Here is a 15,565-nt window from a genome sequence, read left to right on the forward strand (position 1 = left end):
AGGCGCCGCCGGCCTACCAGGCCCCGCAAGCGCCTCAGGCGCCCCAAGCCAACTCCGGCGGCCAACAAGGGGGCGGCCAGCAGGGCGGCGGTCAGCGCGATTGGCGCGGCGGCGGCCGCAATCCGGGCGCCGGCTATTCCCAGAACGGCGGCGGCCAGCAGGGCTGGCAATCCGGTGGGCAACAGGGTGGCGGTCAACAAGGCGGTCAACAAGGTGGTCAGGGCGGCGGCCGCAACTGGGGCCAACAGCCCGGCCAGCAGGGCGGCCAATGGCAGGGTCAGCCGTCTGGCGGCCAGCCGGGCGCCCAACCCAACTCGCCCAATCGCTGGGATCGCGATGGCGGCCGGCGCGACAATGACGGCCGTCAGGACTGGCGGCGTGACGACAGTCGCCACGACGACGGGCGCCGCGATGAGGGCCGCCGGGATGACCGCCGCGACGACTATCACCGCCGGGACGACAACCGCTGGAACGGCGGTGGCTGGAACGGCGGCGGGTGGAATGGCGGTGGCTGGAACAATGGTGGCGGCTGGAACCGTCCGCCCCAGACCCAGCGGCCCAACTATGATCGCCGCTACTATCCGCCCAAGGCCTATAGTCCGCAGCGCTATCGTAGCTACGCCTATCGTCCGCCGGCCGGTTTCGGCATGCGCAGCTGGGGCTTCGGCCAGATCCTGCCGCGCGCCTGGTGGGGGGCGGAGTATCTGATCGGCGACTGGTGGTCCTATGGCCTGCCGATCCCGCCCATCGGCTATGACTGGGTTCGGGTGGGCGAGGACGCGCTGCTGATCGACACCTGGTCAGGCCGCGTGGTCCAGGTGGTCTACGACGTCTTCTGGTAGGTTGAGCGGGGCGGCTTGGCGGGGCCGAAATGTGCCTGTAACGCCACGCCGCCTTGACCTGCGCGCAATTTTCCTCTCCATAGCCCGGCCTTTGCTGCGGCGCCGTTGCGTGGCGTCGCCGCTACCCTTGTCTTCAGGAGACCTCTCATGCGCGTCTATTATGATCGCGACGCCGACCTTGCCCGCATCCTGGACAAGAAGATCGCCATCGTAGGCTATGGCTCCCAGGGCCGGGCGCACGCGCTGAACCTGAAGGACTCCGGCGCCAAGAACGTCGTCGTGGCCCTGCGTCCCGGCTCGGCCACCGCCAAGAAGGTGGAAGCCGACGGCCTGAAGGTGATGACCGTCGCCGAAGCGGCCGCCTGGGCCGACGCCATCATGGTGCTGGCGCCCGACGAACTGCAGCGTGGCATCTACAACGCCGAGATCGCCCCCAACATCCGTGACGGCGCGGCCCTGCTGTTCGCCCACGGCCTGAACGTGCACTTCAACCTGATCGAGCCCAAGGACACCATCGACGTGCTGATGGTCGCGCCGAAGGGCCCGGGCCACACCGTGCGCGGCGAATACCAGAAGGGCGGCGGCGTGCCCTGCCTGATCGCCATCCACCACAACGCCACCGGCAATGCTCTGGACCTCGGCCTGGCCTACGCCTCGGCCATCGGCGGCGGCCGTTCGGGCGTGATCGAGACCACCTTCCGCGAAGAGTGCGAGACCGACCTGTTCGGTGAACAGGCCGTGCTGTGCGGCGGCCTGGTGGAGCTGATCCGCGCGGGCTTCGAAACCCTGGTCGAAGCCGGCTACGCGCCGGAAATGGCCTATTTCGAATGCCTGCACGAGGTGAAGCTGATCGTGGACCTGATCTACGAAGGCGGCATCGCCAACATGAACTACTCGATCTCCAACACCGCGGAGTACGGCGAGTACGTCACTGGGCCGCGCATCGTGACCCCGGACACCAAGGCCGAGATGAAGCGCGTGCTGGAAGACATCCAGTCGGGCCGTTTCGTCCGCGACTTCATGCTGGAGAACCAAGCCGGCCAGCCGAGCTTCAAGGCCACCCGTCGCCGGGCGTCCGAGCACCAGATCGAGGAAGTCGGCCAGCGCCTGCGCGCCATGATGCCCTGGATCACCAAGAACAAGCTTGTCGACCAGACCCGGAACTAAGTTCCGAACCAGAGTTCTCTCCGAAAGGCCCGGGCGGAAGTCCGGGCCTTTTTCTTATCCTCCCCCATGGAATGGGGGAGGGGGACCCCGAAGGGGTGGAGGGGGCGTGACGGGGCTCTGAGTGGGCGGCCGCCCCCTCCACCGCTCCGCGGTCGCCCTCCCCCGCACGCGGGAGAGGACTAGTTGGGCCGCAGGGTGGTCATCACCAACTCGCGGCGGAAGGCGAAGCCCAGGCTTTGATAGAGGGCTATGGCGCCGGTGTTGTGAGCGTAGACGTGCAGGATGGGCGTCTCGCTGCGGGCCTGAATGCGGGCGGCGATGCGGCGCATCAGGGCGGCCGCATAGCCTTTGCCCCGGTGGTCGGGGAGGGTGCAGACGCCACTGAGCTCGGAATGGCCGTCGGGGCGCATGCGCTCACCGGCCATGGCGACGAGGACGCCGTTCACCTTCACGCCGATGAACTGGCTGATCTGCGGGGTGCGCGCGAAGAACGGGCCGGGTTTGGTCAGGGTGGCCAGGGCCAGCATCTCGGGGGCGTCGGCGGGCGCGAGGTCCAGGACCTCGAAGGCGACCGGCGGGACGGCGACCGGGGCCTGCGCCACCATCTGCCAGCACAGGGCTTCTGAGACCACCGCGCAGCCGGGGACCGGCGGCGGGGCTGTGGGCTCGACCAGGGCCACCTCGCCGTGGGCGGCGACCAGGGCGCCCAAGTCAGCGAGGCTGGCGGGCGAGATGTCGGGGATGGCCGCGAACAGGCCGATCTGCGGGTCATAGCGCAGGGCCGCGCCCTGGCGGATCGCGAGCGGGGCCTGGGCGCCGGTCAGGGCGGACCAGACGGGACGATCGAGCGGGTGAGTTCCGGCCATGCCCCGATATCGGTCGCGGAAGGCGCCCAGGCAACCACTGCCGTGTCGACTCTCCCGGTCCGGGTCGCGATGATGCCGGCCTGATCAGCCCGGAGCCCGCATGACAGCCCACCCCTTTGATGAGGCCACGGCCCTGGAGCCCCTGGGCGACGGGGTGTTCCGCGGGCGCACCCACCCGGCCTATTGGAACATGGCCGGGCCGTTCGGCGGGGCGACCGCGGCCCTGATGCTGAAGGCGGTGATGGAGCATCCCGCCCGGCGCGGACGCCCGGTGGCCCAGACGGTCAACTTCTGCGCGGCCATCGGCGAGGGCGAGTTCGAGATCCGGGCCGTCCCGGTGCGCGACGGCAAGTCGACCCAGCACTGGTCCGTGGAGATGGTGCAGAACGGCCAGGTGGTGACCACCGCCACCGCCGTCACCGGCGCCGAGCGGGACACCTGGGCGCACCAGAGCGCCGCGGCCCCCAACTTCCCGCCGGCTGGCGAGGTGAGCGAGGTCGAGACCGCCGGGCGCATGCCCTGGTTCGGCCGCTATGAGTTCCGGATGGTGGAGGGCCGCACGCCCTTTGATCCGCCGCCGCAGGGCGGGCTGGGGTCGGCGGCGTCGAAGCTTTGGCTGCGGGACAGTCCGGCCCGGCCGCTGGACTATGTGTCCCTGGCGGCGCTGGCCGACACCTTCCTGGTTCGGATTCTGCTGGTGCGGGGCGCCTTCGCGCCGGTGGCGACCGTGTCCCTGTCGACCTACTTCCTGGCCGACAGTCAGGCGCTCGCGGCGCAAGGGGATCGGCGGATGCTGGCGGTGGCCGACGCGCGGGCTTTCCGCCATGGGTTCGCTGACCAGTCGGCGGAACTGTGGAGCGATGACGGCGCCTTGCTGGCCGTGTCGCACCAGGTCACTTGGTTCAAGGAATAGACTTGGGGTTCAAGGAATAGGTTCAACGCGCGGAATGCGGGCGGCGGCATAGGGGGGCGAAAGCCGCCGCCCGCCAGAGCTGTCCCGGTCTCCTGGGGCTGTCAGACCGGGGCTCCTGTCCGGGGTCAGAACCGCAAGGGGGCGAGACCCATTTCACGCATGGCGATCTCGTCCTTCAACGCCATCTTGCGTCGCTTCAGCGTCTGGAGACGCAGATGGTCGGGCGCCAGACCGCGGGCCTCCTTGCGGATAGCCTCGTCCAGCGCACGGTGCTTGCGGCGCAGACTGTAGATGACGACGTGGTTCATCGTGCTCCTCCTGTTTCGAGGGCCCGGTGAAGATTTGTGCGAGGTGATCTCGCGTCCGGGCCCTGGTCATGCGGTCCGACATCACGATCTTTCGATCGCCAGAGGGGCCCGGGCCGCGTCCTAGATTTTGGACAAGCGCCGCTGACGCGCAAGAGGGGCGCCCGAAAATTTTTCGCGGAATTTTTCGCGGGGGGAGCCTTGCCGTGCGGCGGCGGGCTTCCGATGTCTTCTGAGCGGGCCGGGCCCCTCTGGCGATCAGGTGATCGCGATGTCGGACCGCATCGGGTGCGCTCGATGCCGGGTCCGGCAGTTCCCCACCCCAGCCCCCAACCGGGCCAGTGTCGGGCGCACCCCTCGAACAGAGGAGTCGTCGATGCACCCCACCCTATGCAACCGCCTGCGCGCTGAGCTGAGCCGCGTGAGCGTCGCCATCGCCGAGGAGCGCGCGGCGGCGGACCCCGACCGCCGTCGTATCCAGGAGCTGAACATGCGCCGCGCCTGGCTGAGCGACGCCCTGTGGAGCGCCGAGATGGCCGCCGTGCGTCAGGCGCCGACCTCGCTGCCCGCCCGCCGCTGGATCGACGAGGCCGAGCGGGAGATGTGACTAGAGCCCTTTCCGATCTGACTGAACCAGTCAGATCGGACAAAAAGGGCGCTAATTCAAAAGTTTAGAGCATTTTTCGACCCGATAACCGTTTCACACTTATCGGAAAATGCTCTAGAGCCAGTCCAGGTCCGCTTCGCCGCGCAGGATCGCTTCGGTCTGCGGCGTGTGCTTGGCCTCGCCGTCCGGATGCAGCACCAGGGGCGGCAGGAGCCGCAGGGGCGCCTTGCCGGTCTTGATGGCGCGCACCAGCACTCGCTTGGCCGGGTCGGCGGCGCGCGGATGGATCGGGCGAATCTGGAATGAGCCGCACTTGGGCGCCAGCAGGGCCAGGAGATCGGCCAGGCGGTCGGCGCGATGGACGATCGTCACGCTGCTGCCCTCGCGCACCGCCTTGGTCAGGAAACCGGTCCAGGCGGCAAGCCCGCCTTCGGCCATCCAGGCCTCAGTCTTGGCCGGGTCCGGGGCGCGCAGGGCGTTCGGGTCATCGAAGAAGGGCGGATTGGCCATCACCGCGTCGAAGGGCGCGAGACCCAGGCGCGAGAAGGGTTGGCCGACATCGGCCTCCCGGATCTCCACGCGGGCTTGCAGGCCGTTCGCCGTGACATTGCGGCGGGCCAGGTCCAGGGCCTGAGGGGCGCGCTCGAGGCCCACGAAGGAGGCCCGGGGGCGGCGGATGGCCGCGGCCAGCAGGGCCGCGCCGGGGCCGCAGCCGGCCTCCAGGACCCGCTGGCCTGGGCCTGCATCACACGCCGCGGCCAGCAGGGCGGCGTCGAGGCCTGCGCGATAGCCCCTTTTCGGCTGGGCCAACACCACGCGGCCGCCCAGGACGCGGTCCTCGCTGACCGCGTCAGCAGGGGGCGGCGGAACCGGTTCGGAGGTGGGGATTTGGCTCATGGGACCCAGGCAGGGGCGGCGTGCGCCTTGTGCTCGCCTTGACCGTGCCTTATCGCGTTCTCATTGTCCTCCGCAAACGGGACTCCCCCAAGGTCCCTCGCTCATGACAGGAGTTTTCGTGGACGCAGCCAGCGCCGCGATCGTCGCCAAGCCCGCCAGCGTGGACGGGCTGCTGGACCTCGCCAGCCGGGATATGGCCGGCGTCGACGCCCTGATCCGCGACCGCATGCAGAGCGAGGTTCCCGTCATCCCGGCTCTGGCCGAGCACCTGATCGGCGGATCGGCGAAGCGCCTGCGGCCCCTTCTGACCATCGCGGCGGCGCGACTGGCCGGCGCCAAGGACGACGCCTGCCTGCGCCTGGCGGCGTCGGTCGAGTTCATCCACACCGCGACCCTGCTGCACGACGACGTGGTCGATTCCTCCGAGCTGCGCCGGGGCAAGGTGGCGGCCCACCTGATCTGGGGCGCGCCGGCCAGTGTCCTGGTGGGGGACTTCCTGTTCGCGCGGTCCTTCGAGCTGATGGTCGAGGCGGGCTCCATGCAAGCCCTCGAGATTCTGGCCCGCGCCAGCCGGGTGATCGCCGAGGGCGAGGTCATGCAGCTGACCCGCAGCCACGACCTGAACCTGCCGCAGGACCTCTATCTGGAGATCATCGGCGCCAAGACCGCCGAGTTGTTCGCCGCCGCCGCCGAGGCGGGCGCGGTCTCGGCCGGCGCGACGCCGGAGCAGCAGAAGAACCTGCGCCGGTTCGGCAAGAACCTGGGCCTGGCCTTCCAGCTGGTGGACGACGCCCTGGATTATTCGGGCGAGGCCGGCACCCTCGGCAAGAACGCTGGCGACGACTTCCGCGAAGGCAAGGCGACCCTGCCGCTGCTGCTGGCCATCGCCCGCACGGGCCCGTCGGAAAAGGCCTTCTGGGACCGCGCCGTCGCGCGCCGCGAACAGGAGGAGGGCGACTTCGAGAAGGCGCGTCGCCTGATCGCCGAGACGGGCGCCGAGACCGCCACCCTGGAGCTCGCGGCCCGCTATGCCGACGACGCCAAGGCCGCCCTGGCCGCCTTCTCCAGCTCCAACAGCTGGCGCCCGGCCATGGAAGAGTTGGCCGACTTCGCCGTCCAGCGGAAAATGTAGATTTTTCAAGGTTCAGGCGATGTGTCTGAACCTGACGCCTTAGCTCTGGCGTCCATCGCCTTGGCTTCGCCATAGGAACCCTCGGTCCCCTCACGCGCTCCATGCAGCCTATGAAGGAGTGCGCGCGTGTTTGGTGGTGAGCGACTTTCCCGGCTTGGCCTGTTCAGCCCTGAATTTCCGGACGCCGAGGCCCTGCACAGAGGATTGGCTCACTGGAACCATCGTCGACTGGCGGTGGCGACGCCCCACGCCGGCTGGCGCGCGGAGATCGCCGAGGAGGCGCGGATGAAGCGGCTGGAGAGCGCCTTCATCGAGGACTTCCGCGCCCTGGTCGCACCCCTGGTCGCCGCTGTTCCGCGCGATGCGGCCGGCTTCATCGCCTGGTTCGAGGCCTTGAAGATGTCGGGACCGGGCCAGTGGGATCCGTTGTTCGCCTGGCTGGAAGGGGAGGCCAGCCTTGAGGACCTGCGATGGTTCCTGACCCAGGAGGCGGCTGGCGAGGCGGGCTTTGACGACCTGGTGGCCATGACCCAGGTGAAGCTGCCGGCCCAGCCGAAGCTGGAACTGGCGCGCAACTACTGGGACGAGATGGGCCGGGGGCGCGCGGCGGGCATGCATGGCCCGATGCTGGAGCGCACCACCGCGACGCTTGGCCTGACGCCCGCCATCGACCGCACCCTGTGGCAGTCCCTGGCCCTGGCCAACACGATGACCGCGTTCGCGACCACCCGACGATATGTCTACCAGTCCATCGGCGCCCTGGGCGTGGTGGAGCTCACAGCGCCCACGCGGGTGGCCTGCGTCGACGCCGGTCTCAAGCGGCTGGGGGTCCCGCCGCAAGCCCGCAAGTACTTCGCCCTGCACGCCACCCTGGACATCGAGCACTCCCGGGCCTGGAACGCCGAGGCGCTGGAGCCTCTGGTCCGCGAGACCCCGGAGTGCGCGCCCTTCCTCGCCGAGGGGGCGATCATGCGCCTGATCTGCGGCGAGCAGTGTTTCGAGACCTATCGCGCGCACCTGTGGGCGCACGTCCATCCGGTGGTCTATGCGGCCGAGTAGCTAGTTGCCGGCGAGGGGGCGCACGTCTTTCAGCAGGGCGGCGAAGGTCAGGCCGGGCTCTTCGATCATCGGCAGGTGCGCCGAGTTCTCGAACCACACCATCTGCTTCTTCGGCGCCTTCAGGCGCTTGAGCCAGGCGTCGGCGATAGGGGCCGGGGTGGTGTAGTCGTGCCGACCCATGAAAAGGATCACCGGGGTGTCGATGCGGTTGACGGTCTTGAGGCTGATGTCCGCCAACTGGGGCCACAGTGCGCCGATGGTGAGGCCGCTGCCGTCGTCCCAGGCCTTGCGGTCGGCCGGGGTGTACTCCGGCGAGATCCGGGGCGCCCGGAAGTAGAAGTCCGCATCCCGGCGATTGGCGGCCAGGGCGCCGTAATAGATCGACCACTTGCGCTCGATGGCGGTCTTCTCGGGCAGCAGGGCGCCCTCGCCGGGATAGGGCTTGATAGCTTCCAGTTCTGCGACGGCCTTGGCGTTGCCGTCCCTCTTGGCCTGCTCGATGGTCCACTCCAGGCCCAGGCGCTCGTTCTCGCGGAAGTCGATCACCTGGCCCATGCCGATATAGGCGTAGAGCAGGTCGGGGCGCTTGGCGGCGACCGACAAGCCCACGACCGAGCCCCAGCTATGGCCCATGACGAAGACCTTCTTCTGGCCGTATCGCTTCTGGAGGTATTCGATCAGCTCGATGGCGTCGTCGCGGTAGCGCTCGGGCTTCAGCGTGGGCGCGATGAGCTTGGGATCGTTGAGCAGGTAGGAGCGCCCGGCGCCGCGCTGGTCCCACTGGACCACGGTGAACACGTCTTCCCAGGGGCGCTGGAAGGACCAGGCGATGGGCATCTCCACCGAACCCGGCCCGCCGTGGATGAAGATCAGGATCGGGTTGTCGCGGTTCGCGCCGCGGACATTGATGACCTGCTTGGCCCCGCCGAGTTCGACCTCCAGGGTCTCCTGCACGCCGTTGGGGGTGACGATCTTCTGGATGTCGGCGACGATCTTGCGGCCGGGATCGTAGGGGTCGGCAGGGGGCGCCGTCTGGGCGGTGGCGGCCGTGGCGGTCAAGGCGAGAACGGCGGCGGCGAGGACGGCGCGGATCATGGCGGGGCTCCTTGTCGGCGCCCTGGGTAGCCTCCCCAGGTGGCGGGGGCAGCTTAATTCGCGGAAAGGTGGGGCGGCCTCAGAAGCCGGTGAACAGGCGGTCCAGGGCGCGCCGAAACTCGTCTTCGTGGGCGGCGAGCGACGCGGTGGGGCGGGGGAGGGGCGCGCGCTCGATGGCGAACAGTTCGGGTATGGCCAGGGTTAGGGGCTCGCCGGCGATCTCCACGGCGATTTCGAACACAGTCAGCAGCCGGGCTGCGTCTCGGACGGCCGGCGCCACACTGACGCTGTCCAACCCATCAAGCAGATGGGATTGAAGCACAACGAGATTGGGCGCGATCTGGGCGCTGGATTTCGATGGGTTGGGAACCGCATCGAACTGGCGCAATCACCACTTCCTGAATTCTTTGCCGATCAGGCCGCGGTCCTGGATTCGACGGTTGTAGTCGGCGATCGCCTCCGTGTTTTCCGCCTTCCAGGCCTCGGCCTCGCGCTCTTTGGCGTTGGCCGCCTGGCTGAGGGCGACCCGCACGGCGCGTTCTGCGATGGCTTCGACCTTCAGGCCCGCCGCCTGGGCCTCGGCCAGCAAATCCGCGTCGATCTTGAGTTCGGCCTTGCCCATGGACGGAGGCTAACGCTGAACCGAACCCTGCGCTAGCGGCGCAGTTCGTGGGACCAGGAGCGGCCTTCGACGGGGGTGAAGCCCTGCGCTTCCCAGAAGGCGGCGGCGCGGGCGTCGCCGGCGTGGACGGTGAGCTGCGAGACCTGGTCCAGGCCCTCTTGGCACAGCGCGCTGGCCAGGGCGCTGGCGACGCCCTGGCGGCGAGCCTGCGGGCTTACATAGAGCCTGCGTAGGCGCTGGGCAGGAACCTCGGTGGTTTCGGGCTCAGCCGTGAGGCCGCCTATGCCCACCAGCTCGCCGCCCAGCAGGGCCCCGAACAGGGCGACAAAAACAGACCGCCCCGCCGCGTGTTCGGCGGCGAGGCGGTCCATGTGGCGATAGCCTTCCGAGGCGGCCGCTTCGCGGAGGGCGGCGAAGCCCTCCGGCAGGTCGTCCTCGATGCGGATCAGCTGCAGCATCAGCCCGGGCTGATCATGTTCTCCGGACGGACGTACTGGTCGAACTCCTCGTTCGTCAGATAGCCGCCGCCGACCGCTTCGTCGCGCAGGGTGGTGCCGTTCTTGTGGGCCGTCTTGGCGATCTTGGCGCAGATGTCGTAGCCGAGCTTGCCGTTCAGGGCGGTGACCAGCATCAGCGAGCGTTCCAGCGCGGCCTTGATGTTGTCCTCGCGGGCCTCGATGCCGACCACGCAGTTGTCGGTGAAGCTGACCGCGGCGTCGGCGATCAGGCGGCAGGACTGCAGGAAGTTATAGGCCATGACGGGGTTGAAGACGTTCAGCTCGAAGTGGCCGCTGGCGCCGGCGAAGGTCATGGTCGCGTTGTTGCCGAACACCTGGGCGCAGACCATGGTCAGGGCTTCGCACTGGGTCGGATTGACCTTGCCCGGCATGATCGACGAGCCGGGCTCGTTTTCCGGCAGGGACAGTTCGCCCAGGCCCGAGCGGGGGCCGGAGCCCAGGAAGCGGATGTCGTTGCCGATCTTGAACAGCGAGCCGGCGACCGTGTTCAGGGCGCCGTGCGCGTAGACCATGGCGTCGTGAGCGGCGAGCGCCTCGAACTTGTTCGGAGCGGTGACGAAGGGCAGGCCAGTGATGGCGGCGATCTTCTCGGCCACCTTCTCGGCGAAGCCGACGGGGGCGTTCAGGCCCGTGCCGACCGCAGTGCCGCCCTGGGCGAGCTCCATCACGCCGACCAGGCTTTCACGGACGCGCTTGAGGCCATTCTCGACCTGCATGGCGTAGCCGGAGAACTCCTGGCCCAGGGTCAGGGGCGTGGCGTCCTGGGTGTGGGTGCGGCCGATCTTGATGATGTGGGCGAAGGCGTCGCGCTTGGCGGCCAGGGCCTTGTAGAGGTGCTCGAGGGCCGGGATCACGTCGTGGGCCACCTGCTCGGCGCAGGCGATGTGCATGGCCGTCGGATAGGTGTCGTTGGACGACTGGCTCATATTGACGTGGTCGTTGGGGTGGACCGGCTTCTTGGAGCCCATCTCGCCGCCCAGCATCTCGATCGCACGGTTCGAGATCACCTCGTTGGCGTTCATGTTGGACTGGGTGCCGGAGCCGGTCTGCCAGACCACCAGCGGGAAGTGGTCGTCGAGCTTGCCGTCGATGACTTCCTGGGCGGCGGCGACGATGGCCTTGCCGATGGTGGGGTCGAGCTTGCCCAGCTCCATATTGGCTTCGGCGGCGGCGCGCTTGACGATGCCCAGGGCGCGGATCACCGGCTTGGGCTGCTTTTCCCAACCGATCTTGAAGTTGCCGAGGCTGCGCTGGGACTGGGCGCCCCAGTAGACGTTCTGGGCGACCTCGATGGGGCCGAAGGTGTCGGATTCGGTGCGCGTCGCGGTCATGTGCCTCAAGCTCCAGCTAATTCGCCGCGACGGTTTAGCGAACCGAGGGCAGACTGCAAGGACGAGACGGACTAAACGGCGGCATGGACGAGGGTTGGACACATCACGCCAAGGTGCGGGCGCGCGAAGGCGACGGCCTGATGGAGATCGTGGTCGATGGCCTGAGCACCCAGGCCAAGGTCTATAAGCCGCTGATCTACGAGTTCTTCCGCAAGGCCTGGCGCGGCTCGCGGCCGGCCTGGGGCGAGTACGCCGTCGAGATCACCATGGAGTATGTGGGCGATCCGCCCTGGATGGACCTCGACAACCTGGCCAAGGCGATCCTGGACGCTATCAAGGGCTACGCCTTCCACGACGACGCCCAGGTGGCGCGGCTCCTGGTGGAGCGCCGAGCCGGCGAACGCGAGCGGATCATGATCGCGATCCGCAGGCTCAGCCCTGCCGAGGATTGGCGGATCAGGCCCGCTTGACGACGGGCTGGAGGGCCTGGGCGATCAAGAGGCCGTAGGCGACGATCACCAGGGTGGCGTAGCGGCCGAGGCTTTCCGGCGGCAGGTGCGGGGCCAGCTTGGCGAAGTTGAGCGCCAGGGCGCAGGCGCCCAGGATGCCGGGGGCGCTGTAGGCCAGGGCGGCCGAGACCCGCCAGCGGCGCGGCAGGTGGCGCAGGCGCGCGGTGAGTTGGAAGAACATGGCGGTGGCCGCGGCCACCAGCACCGCGTTCAGGGCGTAGAACCAGAAAGCCTGTTCAATGACCCCGCGCGCAAAGGCGATGTAGAAGGCGCTCGCCGCGCCCCAGACCAGGGCGCCGACCAGACCAAACCAGATTCCGTCCTGTTTCGACACGGTTTCCCCCTCCGTCCCCAAGATGGAACCACAGCCTTGCGACAGGCGTGCCAGGGAACATGCGTCAGGCGAAAGATGTCTGTGGAGAACCCCCTGCGGCGCGAGGCGCCGTCCAGATACAGCGACGCCCGCGCCTGGGGTCAGGCGCGGGCGCGGCTCGCGTGTTCAGCCGGGGGAGCTGAGACTAGCGGTACTGTTGCAGACGCGTGGTCCGCAGGCCGGCCAGGCCGTGCCGGTCAATCGACTTCTGCCAGGCGAGGAATTCCTCGTTGGTCAGGGAGTAGCGCTCGCACGCTTCGTCCAGGGTCAGCAGACCGCCGCGGACCGCGGCGACCACTTCGGCCTTGCGCCGGATAACCCAACGCCCGGTGTCCTGCGGGGGCAGGTCCCTGAGGGTCAGGGGTGCGCCGGTCGGGCCGATCACATAGGCCTCGCCGCGGCTGTTCGTACGGGTTTGCTGTTGTTGCAACATGGCTTTACGCCTTTCCCACCATCACTGTTGATGGGGAAGATAGTCGGCACAACATAACAGCCGGTGAATCGCAATAGTAAAAAAAGGTCTAATCATTTACTCCCCCGTGTACTAAAGCGATACAGTCAAAGATGTCGTGCCAAGTTAAAGCAGATTAACATCAAGACTTATCTCTTAATGCTGATCAATTCTTCCAGCATCTGGTCGGCGGTGGTGATGATCTTTGAGGACGCCGAGTAGGCTTTCTGGGTCGAGATCAGGCCGGTGAACTCAGCCGACAGGTCCACAGTCGAGGCTTCCAAGGTCGAGGAGGCGATCTGGCCCGCGCCGCCGACCTTGGGCTGCTTCACGGAGAAGTCGCCGGACGGGATGGTCGGACGGTAGGCGTTGCCGCTGACCGGCTGCAGGCCGTCCGGGTTCGGGAAGGTGGCCAGGCCGATCTGGGCGATCTTGCGGATTTCGGAGTTGTCGAAGATCGCCGAGACGATGCCGTTCTCGTCCACGTCCACGCCGACCACGTTACCGACCTGGGCGCCGTCGGGGTTCACCGACTTCACGGTGGAGATCGAGGCGTATTGGGTCAGCTTGGAGAGATCGAGGTCGATAGACGAGGACGCCAGGCCCTTGGCGGCCGCCCAGGCGGGGGCCGCGCCGCCCGCCGAGGAGTCCAGGGTGATGTTCGGCGTGTTGCCCGCGCCGCCGAACAGGGTGGTGTTGGTCTTGTCGAACGTGCCGTCCGAGTTGAAGACCACCTTGCCGGCCGCGATCTGGCCGGAGTTGCCGTTGGCGACCACGTCACTGGCCGGGACGGCGTAGATTTCCGCGTGCCAGGTGTTGGGCGCCGAGGAGTCCTTCAGGAAGGACATGGCGATCTTGTGGGTGTCGCCGACGGAGTCGATGACGTTCATCTCGATGGTGAAGTCGGGCTTGTAGGTGGTGTTGCCCTGCGGGTTGTCGGCATAGCCCGCCATGGAGGTGGTGGCCGCGCCGCCGGCATAGCCGGTGTCGGTCACCGAGCCGGTGATGCCGCGCTGGTCGACGTTGGCGTTGATCACCACGTTCTCGGTGGCGCGCACCGCCGAGCCCAGGTTCTTGACGTTGATGGAGTTCATCTTCGACAGGTCCGACGGGCTGGTGTCGACCGTGCCGTCCGAGGCGATCGGCCAGCCTTGCAGGTAGAGCTTGGCGTCGTTGACCAGGAAGCCGTCGGCGTCGACGCTGAACGAGCCCGAGCGCGTGAACTTGCGGGTGTCGCTGGCGGTCAGGTTGGAGCTTTTGTCGGTGACGACGAAGAACCCATCGCCGGAGATGCCCAGGTCGGTGGTCGAGGAGGCGGTCTGGATCAGGCCCTGCTGGCCGATGTACTGCCGGGTCACCGCCTGCACGCCGCCGGCCGAGTAGCGGCCCTTCACCGCCTGGGCGGTCACGACGTTGGCGAAGTTCACCTGGTTGCGCTTGTAGGCGACCGTGTTGACGTTGGCGATGTTGTCCGAGATGGCGGCCAGGGCCGAGGAGTTCGAGACCAGGCCGGACACGCCGGCGAGCATGGCGCTGTTGATGCTCATGGGTTCGTACCTTCTTTCACTAGTGCGCTCGTCACGCGGTCATGGACTGAGACGGGCCGCGCTCAGGCGGCGTCGTTCGCGGGGGTCTGGGTGGTGTTGTCGTTGGTGGTGGTGTTCGTCGTCGACGCGGTGGTCGTCGTGTCGATCTGCTTGATCGAGGTGACGTTCTCCCACGGGATCTTGGCGCCGTTGACGGTGATCAGGGACTTGCCGCTGGCCTGCTCGACCCCGGTGACCACGCCCTTGACGAAGGTGGTGGCCGCGACGGTTGCGCCGGAGGAGTCCACGGCGGTGATGCGCACAGTGTAGGTCCCGCCGTCGGGCAACTGCTTGCCGGTCAGGTCCTTGCCGTTCCAGGTGAAGCTGTGGTCGCCCGCGCTGGTTCCGTCGGTGTCGGCGTTCGAGGCGTGGACCAGCTTGTTGTTGGAATCGAGCACCTCGATCTTCACGTTCGCGGCCTCACGCGGGAGGGTGTAGCCCCATTCCGCCTGGCCCTTGACGATGCCGGCCTCGGCGCCCGTGGCCTTCACTTCGCGGCCGATCAGCGACACGGCGGTCGAGATGCCGGAGCCGGTGTTGGTGATCAGCTGCTTGAGCAGGTCGTTGGAGTAGATCTGCTGCTCCACCCCGGTCATCTGGGTCAGCTGCTGGGTGAACTGGTTGGAATCCAGCGGCGACAGCGGATCCTGGTTCTTCAGCTGGGTGGTCAGCAGCGTCATGAAGGTGTCGAAGTTGGTCGCCAGCCGCGCCTTGCCGAGCGCGCCGGTGTCCTTGACCGCATTCGTCGTGACGCCTGAGGTTGAATCCACGGCCATGACTTAGATCCTGATGTCCACGCCCGTGGCCGGGCGGCTGCGATAGGCGAGAGCGCTGGTCAGCGCCGCAGAGGCGCTGTCGTCGGCGGTGTCCAGGGCGGCCTGGAAGGCGCGGCCTCTGGCCTGACCGCCATTGGCGCTCGCCGACTGGTCAGGCTGGCCCTGGCTCGCCTGGCGCTGGTCGTTGGCGACGTCGAACTGGAGGCCGCCGGAGATATCGAACCCGGCCTGTTCCAGGGACTTCTGCAGTTCATCGGCCCGGCCACGCAGCTCGGCGGCGGCCTGGGGGTTCTCGAAAGACATGGTGGCGGTCATCCGCCCGTGGGCGCCGATCTCGATACGCACATCCACCCGGCCGAGGTTGGCTGGGTTCAGCTCCACGTCGAACCGGGTCGATCGGCCCTCGAGCTTCTTGACGATCTGGGCGGCGAGGGCGGCGACCGTCTCCGGCGAGCCGCGGACCGGCGTGGCGGCCGCGCTGCTGGCGTGGGTCTGTTCGGCCTGGGCCGCCGCGGC

The 15,565-nt window shown here is 68.0% G+C and carries 20 protein-coding genes; 7 read left to right on the forward strand and 13 right to left on the reverse strand.

Translation table 11 applies throughout. The features are described from left to right. Positions 1 to 842: RcnB family protein (locus ACFQ27_RS18435; protein WP_377354623.1), on the forward strand; the 842-nt coding region annotated here is incomplete at its 5' end. A 147-nt stretch (positions 843 to 989) separates the two neighbouring features. Beyond that, a complete protein-coding gene (ilvC, locus tag ACFQ27_RS18440) occupies positions 990 to 2,009 on the forward strand; it encodes a ketol-acid reductoisomerase (RefSeq protein WP_374345075.1) in 1,020 nt (339 codons plus the stop codon). Between the two features lie 179 nt (positions 2,010 to 2,188). On the opposite strand, the gene ACFQ27_RS18445 is transcribed toward ilvC, so the two are convergent. Then, positions 2,189 to 2,875, reverse strand: coding sequence for a GNAT family N-acetyltransferase (locus ACFQ27_RS18445; protein WP_377354624.1), 687 nt, complete (start codon positions 2,873 to 2,875; stop codon positions 2,189 to 2,191). Between the two features lie 100 nt (positions 2,876 to 2,975). Between ACFQ27_RS18445 and ACFQ27_RS18450 the strand changes: the two genes are divergently transcribed. Further along, a complete protein-coding gene (locus ACFQ27_RS18450) occupies positions 2,976 to 3,788 on the forward strand; it encodes an acyl-CoA thioesterase (RefSeq protein WP_377354625.1) in 813 nt (270 codons plus the stop codon). A gap of 125 nt (positions 3,789 to 3,913) precedes the next feature. On the opposite strand, the gene ACFQ27_RS18455 is transcribed toward ACFQ27_RS18450, so the two are convergent. Beyond that, a complete protein-coding gene (locus ACFQ27_RS18455; protein ID WP_374345072.1) occupies positions 3,914 to 4,096 on the reverse strand; it encodes a YdcH family protein in 183 nt (60 codons plus the stop codon). Positions 4,097 to 4,469: 373 nt separating this feature from the next. On the opposite strand from ACFQ27_RS18455, the gene ACFQ27_RS18460 reads away from it, so the two are divergent. After that, positions 4,470 to 4,700, forward strand: coding sequence for a hypothetical protein (locus ACFQ27_RS18460; RefSeq protein ID WP_374345071.1), 231 nt, complete (start codon positions 4,470 to 4,472; stop codon positions 4,698 to 4,700). Positions 4,701 to 4,814: 114 nt separating this feature from the next. Here the strand turns inward: ACFQ27_RS18460 and ACFQ27_RS18465 are convergent, their stop codons facing one another. Continuing rightward, the gene (locus ACFQ27_RS18465) at positions 4,815 to 5,597 is read right to left on the reverse strand and encodes a methyltransferase (protein WP_377354626.1); all 783 of its coding nucleotides are present in this window, start codon (positions 5,595 to 5,597) and stop codon (positions 4,815 to 4,817) included. Positions 5,598 to 5,715: 118 nt separating this feature from the next. Here ACFQ27_RS18465 and ACFQ27_RS18470 point away from each other — a divergent pair, with 118 nt between their 5' ends. After that, a complete protein-coding gene (locus tag ACFQ27_RS18470) occupies positions 5,716 to 6,729 on the forward strand; it encodes a polyprenyl synthetase family protein (protein WP_374345069.1) in 1,014 nt (337 codons plus the stop codon). A gap of 126 nt (positions 6,730 to 6,855) precedes the next feature. Beyond that, a complete protein-coding gene (locus tag ACFQ27_RS18475) occupies positions 6,856 to 7,788 on the forward strand; it encodes an iron-containing redox enzyme family protein (protein WP_377354627.1) in 933 nt (310 codons plus the stop codon). Here ACFQ27_RS18475 and ACFQ27_RS18480 read toward each other — a convergent pair whose 3' ends face one another. From ACFQ27_RS18480 to fumC, 5 genes are all read right to left on the reverse strand, one after another. Then, a complete protein-coding gene (locus tag ACFQ27_RS18480) occupies positions 7,789 to 8,883 on the reverse strand; it encodes an alpha/beta fold hydrolase (protein ID WP_377354628.1) in 1,095 nt (364 codons plus the stop codon). It lies immediately after the preceding gene. A gap of 79 nt (positions 8,884 to 8,962) precedes the next feature. Next, positions 8,963 to 9,271 carry a CcdB family protein gene (locus tag ACFQ27_RS18485; protein ID WP_377354629.1) on the reverse strand — a complete coding sequence of 103 codons (309 nt, stop codon included), beginning with the start codon at positions 9,269 to 9,271 and terminating at the stop codon, positions 8,963 to 8,965. Then, complete coding sequence (locus ACFQ27_RS18490) at positions 9,272 to 9,505, reverse strand: type II toxin-antitoxin system CcdA family antitoxin (RefSeq protein ID WP_374345065.1); 234 nt, start codon at positions 9,503 to 9,505, stop codon at positions 9,272 to 9,274. It abuts the gene before it with no gap. 32 nt (positions 9,506 to 9,537) lie between these two features. Beyond that, positions 9,538 to 9,963, reverse strand: a complete 426-nt coding sequence (locus tag ACFQ27_RS18495; RefSeq protein ID WP_377354630.1) for a GNAT family N-acetyltransferase — start codon at positions 9,961 to 9,963, stop codon at positions 9,538 to 9,540. Then, positions 9,963 to 11,354, reverse strand: coding sequence for a class II fumarate hydratase (gene fumC / locus ACFQ27_RS18500; RefSeq protein WP_377354632.1), 1,392 nt, complete (start codon positions 11,352 to 11,354; stop codon positions 9,963 to 9,965). The genes ACFQ27_RS18495 and fumC overlap by 1 nt, the downstream gene beginning before the upstream one ends. An 83-nt stretch (positions 11,355 to 11,437) precedes the next feature. Between fumC and ACFQ27_RS18505 the strand changes: the two genes are divergently transcribed. Further along, complete coding sequence (locus ACFQ27_RS18505) at positions 11,438 to 11,824, forward strand: RusA family crossover junction endodeoxyribonuclease (RefSeq protein ID WP_374345062.1); 387 nt, start codon at positions 11,438 to 11,440, stop codon at positions 11,822 to 11,824. Here the strand turns inward: ACFQ27_RS18505 and ACFQ27_RS18510 are convergent. The 5 genes from ACFQ27_RS18510 to ACFQ27_RS18530 form a co-directional block, all read right to left on the reverse strand. Further along, entirely contained in the window at positions 11,811 to 12,197 is a 387-nt protein-coding gene (locus tag ACFQ27_RS18510; protein ID WP_374345061.1) for a hypothetical protein, read from the reverse strand. The two genes, ACFQ27_RS18505 and ACFQ27_RS18510, sit on opposite strands and share 14 nt — an antisense overlap. A 184-nt stretch (positions 12,198 to 12,381) precedes the next feature. Then, positions 12,382 to 12,669, reverse strand: coding sequence for a CtrA inhibitor SciP (sciP, locus tag ACFQ27_RS18515; RefSeq protein ID WP_374345060.1), 288 nt, complete (start codon positions 12,667 to 12,669; stop codon positions 12,382 to 12,384). A gap of 167 nt (positions 12,670 to 12,836) precedes the next feature. Continuing rightward, positions 12,837 to 14,234, reverse strand: a complete 1,398-nt coding sequence (locus ACFQ27_RS18520; RefSeq protein ID WP_374345059.1) for a flagellar hook protein FlgE — start codon at positions 14,232 to 14,234, stop codon at positions 12,837 to 12,839. 62 nt (positions 14,235 to 14,296) lie between these two features. Next, positions 14,297 to 15,049, reverse strand: coding sequence for a flagellar hook assembly protein FlgD (locus ACFQ27_RS18525; protein WP_374345058.1), 753 nt, complete (start codon positions 15,047 to 15,049; stop codon positions 14,297 to 14,299). Between the two features lie 3 nt (positions 15,050 to 15,052). Then, positions 15,053 to 15,565 (reverse strand): flagellar hook-length control protein FliK (locus tag ACFQ27_RS18530; RefSeq protein ID WP_377354633.1); only part of this gene is annotated, 513 nt, incomplete at its 5' end.

Source organism: Phenylobacterium conjunctum (assembly GCF_042679085.1).
Lineage (GTDB): Bacteria > Pseudomonadota > Alphaproteobacteria > Caulobacterales > Caulobacteraceae > Phenylobacterium > Phenylobacterium conjunctum.